The organism is Bradyrhizobium elkanii WSM2783 (assembly GCF_000472865.1).
Taxonomy (GTDB): Bacteria; Pseudomonadota; Alphaproteobacteria; order Rhizobiales; family Xanthobacteraceae; genus Bradyrhizobium; species Bradyrhizobium elkanii_A.
This window is the reverse complement of sequence record NZ_AXAP01000175.1, coordinates 1-6,290: the sequence shown is the minus strand read 5'-3', so window position 1 is coordinate 6,290 and position 6,290 is coordinate 1. Positions and strand designations below refer to the sequence as shown.

Annotated in this window: 6 protein-coding genes and 1 pseudogene; 6 read left to right on the top strand and 1 reads right to left on the bottom strand. The window is 59.2% G+C overall.

Going from position 1 to position 6,290, the window contains the following annotated elements; translation table 11 throughout:
* The coding region (locus YY7_RS56095; RefSeq protein WP_196237464.1) for a transposase at nt 1–198 on the bottom strand (198 nt) is incomplete at its 3' end.
* A gap of 773 nt (nt 199–971) precedes the next feature.
* Between YY7_RS56095 and YY7_RS0149175 the strand changes: the two genes are divergently transcribed.
* From YY7_RS0149175 to YY7_RS56090, 6 genes and pseudogenes are all read left to right on the top strand, one after another.
* On the top strand, nt 972–2,069 hold the full coding sequence (locus tag YY7_RS0149175) for a hypothetical protein (protein ID WP_028169343.1): 1,098 nt from the start codon (nt 972–974) through the stop codon (nt 2,067–2,069).
* Nucleotides 2,070–2,487: 418 nt separating this feature from the next.
* Entirely contained in the window at nt 2,488–3,213 is a 726-nt protein-coding gene (locus YY7_RS0149170) for a PIG-L deacetylase family protein (RefSeq protein ID WP_028169342.1), read from the top strand.
* Nucleotides 3,210–3,902, top strand: coding sequence for a 4-carboxy-4-hydroxy-2-oxoadipate aldolase/oxaloacetate decarboxylase (locus tag YY7_RS0149165; protein WP_028169341.1), 693 nt, complete (start codon nt 3,210–3,212; stop codon nt 3,900–3,902). The genes YY7_RS0149170 and YY7_RS0149165 overlap by 4 nt, the downstream gene beginning before the upstream one ends.
* Before the next feature lie 133 nt (nt 3,903–4,035).
* Nucleotides 4,036–4,758, top strand: a complete 723-nt coding sequence (locus tag YY7_RS0149160) for a hypothetical protein (RefSeq protein ID WP_245287706.1) — start codon at nt 4,036–4,038, stop codon at nt 4,756–4,758.
* Nucleotides 4,759–4,768: 10 nt separating this feature from the next.
* Entirely contained in the window at nt 4,769–5,719 is a 951-nt protein-coding gene (locus YY7_RS0149155; protein WP_028169339.1) for a catechol 2,3-dioxygenase, read from the top strand.
* A gap of 320 nt (nt 5,720–6,039) precedes the next feature.
* Nucleotides 6,040–6,273, top strand: a pseudogene (locus YY7_RS56090) (c-type cytochrome); the annotation flags it as partial.
* Between the last annotated feature and the right edge of the window lie 17 nt (nt 6,274–6,290).

Below are 6,290 nucleotides of genomic sequence, written 5' to 3'. Positions count from 1 at the left end.
GCTCGTGGCAAGGCGTTCCGCCATCGGCTGAACGCTCTTGCGATCGCCCGGACCGATCAATCCCGCAACATACAGAGGACACATCCGCTGCCGGGTCTTATGACCCAGCCGGTCCAAGAACGGCATCAGCCAGCGTTCGAGTTCGTCTTCCCATCCCGGCATGGTCAGCCCTCCAAGAGCCGACCACCCATGAATCATTGAAAAATTGATTCGGGAATCCTATAAAACGCGGCAAAATCAACAATCTGCCAAAGTAGTGCTAGTTATCGGAGAAAGAATGGTTCACTAGGCGTTACGGACGCGCTACACCGTTTCAGTAAACCCGGATTAGCGGTGTTTAAGGCCTTTCGCGATGCCGGCATCGACGACTCTTGACCTTATGTGTGGATGCTGCTCGCGCGCAAACTGTCACGTGTTCATCGGCCAATCGCATCCCGAACTCTTCGTTTCGGCTGCCAGGGATGAGGATGACCTCCCTAATGGCTCTGATCACCGGCGCCGGGCTCACGCCTAGCCTGTCAGATTATGTTGGCAAGCGGGTTGGAGGGTCTGTCGGTTACGATTGCCCCCTGAGGCTGATACAGACAAGAGTTCGCGAGCAACCAATTGAATAGCGAAGCAAAGGGTTCGTGGTTGCAATCAGGTCAATCAAGTTCGATTTCCCACTGTGTTATCGGCCTTCGCCACCAATCTCCCCACTGCGATCCATTGGCATCCTGAGATCGCGACAGGCGCAGGCATGAGCGCCAAATGGCCGCCATGCCAAGCGGATGCCCCATGTTGGTCGTGTTCCTTCGAAGGTCCCTGCGGCGAATGACGCGCCATTTCAAGGCATTACGTCATGACATGTTTTCTCGCCGCTTTCGTATTGGCCGAGGCGCGACATCCTACTTAGGAGGGAAATAACTCCTCTGTCGAGGAGAATAAAAGCTTGCCAGTGCGGGCACTGCCAAAGAGATTTGGGGGAAACCATGAAAGTTTTCAGATGTCTTTTCATCGCGGCGGCGGCTATTGCCGCGCTGTCCGGCGCACAAGCGGCCGATGTTGCCGTAAAGGCTGTAAAGCGAGTCACCGACTTGCCGTTCTTTTTCGTAATCGATGACAGGGTGACCTTCTCCTACCTTCCCACCGCTACTGACCCCGGTTATTTTAGTAGACGGCCTGATGGCAGCATCAACGGCAAAACGGCGAAGCAGTTCTATTCGTTCACCCATTTCGACGCATGGGCTTATGGCACGAACTTCATCAACATCTATATGTCCAAGTCGGATCATAACGATCCCGCTATGCCTTGCACTGCGGCCTACACCACCATAACCGGCGGCTACGCGACCTGTGCTGGGGCAACGGAAGTCTATGCCAATATCCGCAGCACATTCGGCTGGAATCAAATCTTCGACACCAAGGCGTTCAGCGTCGGACTTCTGCATAACATTTCGTTCGAAGTTGGCGTCGACGCCCTCATAAACAATACCTTTGTGGCCCCGTCCAAGCGTGGCTTCGTGGCCGGCCTGCAGTTCGCGTTCGACCTTCCCTACAAGGGCTATTTCAACATCGCTCCCTTGTACTACAAGGAAATCAACCACAACTCGTTCACGCAGTGCGGTTTGTTTGGTCCCGGCGTTCCCGCAGTCACCTGCCTCGCGGACGGAAACACCAACAAAAAAGGAACATGGGCGGTTGAGACCAATTACTACATGGATCTGGGTTTTCTGCCGCCCTCCATGCAGTTCTTCTCTATCAGCGGCCGTGCGGCCTGGTATGGGCCGAAAGGCAATCAGAGCGAGCCGCTGGCCGGCCTGGGTGTCGGCCCGTTCAGTACCGCTACCAAGGTAGAGTTCAACAGCGAGCCGATCCGCCTGACCTTTGACGCCAGCAAGGCCTTCGCCGGACCGAAGTACTCTCACCTCGTCGACGTCTGGGTTGCATATCGCTACTGGCAGAACAAGTTCGGCCTCGGCCACAACGCGGCACCGGGGGCTTGCACTCTCACTGTGGCCGGCGTGACCACAAGCACCAATACCTGCACCGAGTCCTCGCTCTATTCTGGCATTACGTTGAAGTTCTAACGTCTGATCCCTAGCAACGTGAAAAATGATGGCGCTGCGATGCCCAGCGGCGCCACTCTTCTGTCCTAAAGAAACATGGAGGAAGTCTCACCGTGACCATCGTGTGAAGGATGCCGATACAGTTGCTGCAAACATGAGAGAGAAAGGAATCGCTCCGCCGCAACAGCAGAGCGAAATACTGGGAGTCGACATTCCCGATTTATGCAACAAACCTTGGAAATTTCTGTTCACCAATCGCAAGAACCGGCTGTTGCCACTGCAACCATCGGTCTGCTCCATCGCCTCGGCGATATCAGCGCCGTCGGCCTCGCCACAGCCAGGCGACCCGCTCCGAATTGACTAGCGCGTAGTACAGCGCAGCGAGCAGAAACTGCGATAGCCACACAATCGTCGTGCGACGAAGGAGGAAATCCCAATCATGACGAACGCTAGCAAGACTGGCCTTGTGGTCACGGCGCATCCCGGAGATTTCGTCTGGCGCGCCGGCGGCGCCATCGCGCTGCACGCGAGAAAAGGTTATCGCATCAAGATCGCTTGCCTGTCCTTTGGCGAACGCGGCGAGAGCCAGTTCGCCTGGAAGGAGGCCGGCGCGACATTGGAGAAAGTGAAGGCCGGCCGGCGCGACGAAGCGCAGCGGGCGGCGGAGATATTAGGGGCGGAAATCGAATTTTTCGACGCCGGCGATTATCCGCTGCGTCTGACGGAAGCGTATTTCGACCGCATGGTCGATATCTACCGCGAACTCAATCCGTCCTTCGTGCTTACCCATGCGCTGGAGGACCCCTATAATTTCGATCATCCCAATGCGGCGCATTTTGCCCAGGAAACACGGGTGGTCGCGCAAGCGATGGGGCACAAGCCCGGCGCCAAATATACCTACGCTGCGCCGCCGGTGTTCCTGTTCGAGCCCCATCAGCCGGAGATGTGCAATTTCAAGCCGCAGGTGATCCTCAATATCGACGAGGTCTGGGAGACCAAGCGCAAGACGTTCGAGGTTCTCGCCGCCCAAAAACATCTGTGGGCCTATTACGAACGCGTCGCGCTGCAGCGGGGCATTCAGGGCGGCCGCAACTCGGGCAAGGCCATGACCTATGGCGAGGCCTATCAGCGGTTGTTCCCGATGGCGATGGAGGAATTGGCATGAAGGCAGTCGTTGTCCGCAATATCAAGCGCACCGAGCCTGATCTGGTGAAGCGGCTCGGGGCGCTCGGCGTCGCCACCGCGCACGAGGCGTATGGCCGCTTCGGCCTGATGAAGCCCTATCTGCGTCCCGTATGGAGCGGAGGGGAGGCGGCGGGCACGGCGGTGACGGTGCTGGCGCATCCCGGCGACAACTGGATGATCCACGTCGCGGTCGAGCAGTGCAAGCCCGGCGACATCCTCGTGGTCGGCTGCAGCGCCGACAATACCGACGGCATGTTTGGCGATCTGCTCGCGACTTCGCTGATGGCGCGCGGCGTCAGGGGCCTAGTCATCGACGCCGGCGTCCGCGACGCAAAATCCCTTCGTGAAATGGCCTTTCCGGTGTGGTCGAAGGCGATCTCGGCCAAGGACACCGTCAAGGCGACGCTCGGCGCCGTCAATGTCCCCGTGGTCTGCGGCGGCATCAATGTCGTGCCGGGCGATGCGGTCATCGCCGATGACGATGGCGTCGTGGTCATCAGGCGGAAGGATGCCGCCGACGTCGTGGCAAAGGGCGAAAAGCGCTACGCCGACGAGGACGGCAAGCGCAAGCAGCTTGCCGCCGGCGTGCTCGGGCTCGACATGTACAATATGCGCGAGCCACTGGCGAAGGCCGGGCTTGTCTATATCGACGAGCCGGAGGAGGACTGACGTGGCGATGCGCCTGCGCACCTTGCTCGGCGATCATCCGTGCACATCGGCCCTGAAGAGCGGATCGATCAAGTCGGATTTGGTCGATTTGGATTTCGTCGAGTATTCGCCGACCAACAAGGGTTTCAAGCCGATGGTCCGCGAAGCGGCGTTCGACGTTTCGGAGATGGCGATCGTCACCTATCTGATGGCGAAATCCTTTGGCAAGCCGATGGTCTTGCTGCCCAGCGTCGTGCTGGCGCGGTTTCAACACGCGCACGCGCTGTATAATGTGAAGCAGGGCACGCTGAAGCCGATTGATCTGAGCGGCAAGCGCGTCGGCATCCGCTCCTTTACCACCACGACAGGTGTGTGGGTGCGCGGCATTCTAGCCAACGATTATGGGGTTGACCTCGCTTCGATCGAGTGGGTTACCTTCGAGGACGCGCATGTCGCGGAATACCAGGACACGACGAAACGTGCGCCGGCCGGCAAGCAGATCGTGCCGATGTTGCTCGAGGGCGAGTTAGATGCGGTGCTCGGCGAGAAAGCCGAACACCCGGACCTCAAGCCGCTGTTTTCGGACGTCGCTGCGGAAGAGAAGGCATGGTTCGCCCGGCATGGCGTGGTGCAGATCAACCATATGGTGGTAGTGAAGCAGGAGTTGTCGGAAAAGCATCCGGATGTCGTGCGGGAGGTGTATCGGCTGCTCGCGAAATCCGCCAACATCTCGTCCGCCGCGCCGCGCTTTACCCCCGATGCAATGCGCGGTTCGCTGGAAATGATTATCGGCTATGCCGCGCAGCAGAAGCTCATCCCGCGGGCCTTTGCAGTCGATGAATTGTTCGACGACGTGACGCGGGCGCTTTTCCAATGAGGAGGTCGCAATGAACCAGGAGCCGATTTTCGATCTTGCCCATCTCGGGCACATGGAGTTGCTGACGCCGAAGCCGGACGAGAGTTTAAGGTTCTTTGTCGATGTCATGGGCATGACGGTCAGCGGCCAAAAAGGCGAGTCTGTCTACTTGCGCGGTTGGGACGATTACGAGCGCTATTCGCTGAAGCTGACGGCCTCGAAAACCTCGGGCATGGACCACATGGCGCTGCGCGCGCGCAGCCCGCAGGCGCTCGAGCGCCGCGTCGCCGCGCTGAAGGGTTCCGGCTTCGAGATCGGATGGACCGATGGCGACATGGGGCAGGGGCCGGCGTTCCGCTGCCGCGATCCTGACGGCCACATCATCGAGCTCTATTACGAGACAGAGTGGTACGAGGCGCCGCCCGAATTCAGGCCCGCGCTAAAAAACCAGGCGCAGCGCTTTCCCGCCCGAGGCATAAACGTCCGCCGGCTCGATCACCTCAATTGCCTGGCCGTCGACATCAAGGCCAACCGCCTCTTCTTCGAGAATTATCTCGGCTGCCGGCTGACCGAGCAGATCGTGCTCAACGATGGCAGCGAAGCCGCGATGTGGATGACCATGTCGAACAAGAGCTATGATTTTGCCTATACCCGCGACCATTACGGCAAGCCCGGCCGCTTCCATCACGTCACCTACGCGCTGGATAGCCGCGAGGAGATCCTGCGCGCCGCCGACATTTTTCTCGAGAACGGCGTCCATATCGAGACCGGCCCGCACAAGCACGCGATCCAGCAGACCTTCTTCCTCTATGTCTACGAGCCCGGCGGCAACCGCGTGGAGGTCGCCAACGCCGGCGCCCGCCTCATCCTGGCGCCGGACTGGAAGCCGATCGTGTGGACCGAGGAGGAGCGCAAGAAGGGCCAAGCGTGGGGATTGAAGACGATCGGGTCCTTCCACACCCACGGCACGCCGCCGGTTTGATCGCGCGCTGCTGCTGAAAAAATCAACGGGAGGGCAAACGAACTTAATGCGATGTAATGGCCGACAATCCCTTCATCAGGAGGAACAGCGCGGAGTCGCTCCCGGTGGCGAATAATTCGCGGTTGTCGTGCTCGGTCAGGCTGTTGGTGCCGGTTTTGCTCTTGCTCGCACGACATTAGCGACTTGGGATCTAATCAACGTCGGCCGATCTTGCCTTTCCCGGAGTCCTTGCCGGTCTCACTGGCCATGTCTCGGGGCCTTCGAAGCGGCCGACCTCCGAATTTGGCGAATACATCCTCTCGTATTAAGACTGCCGTGAGTGCCACGGCGAGAAGTTGACCGGCGGCGTGCCCGGGCAGTTGGCGCCGCTCGGACCCGACCTGAATCTGGTCAAGGACTGGACGCTCGCCGGCTTCACTGCGGCCATGCGCACCGGTATCGATCCCAACGGCCATCAAATCAGCGAACAAATGCCGTGGCGTTCGGTCGGGAAAATGGATGATGACGAGCTGGAAGCGATCTACCAGTATCTGACGCACATGCCCAACTCGTAGTGCAATCCTCGAGCGAC

Bases quoted from the DNA above. Each gene is read 5' to 3' on its own strand.
- YY7_RS0149160 (WP_245287706.1), top strand. From the start codon at position 4,036: ATGGTCCGCGAAGCGGCGTTCGACGTTTCGGAGATGGCGATCGTCACC.
- YY7_RS0149165 (WP_028169341.1), top strand. From the start codon at position 3,210: ATGAAGGCAGTCGTTGTCCGCAATATCAAGCGCACCGAGCCTGATCTG.
- YY7_RS0149170 (WP_028169342.1), top strand. From the start codon at position 2,488: ATGACGAACGCTAGCAAGACTGGCCTTGTGGTCACGGCGCATCCCGGA.
- YY7_RS0149175 (WP_028169343.1), top strand. From the start codon at position 972: ATGAAAGTTTTCAGATGTCTTTTCATCGCGGCGGCGGCTATTGCCGCG.
- YY7_RS0149155 (WP_028169339.1), top strand. From the start codon at position 4,769: ATGAACCAGGAGCCGATTTTCGATCTTGCCCATCTCGGGCACATGGAG.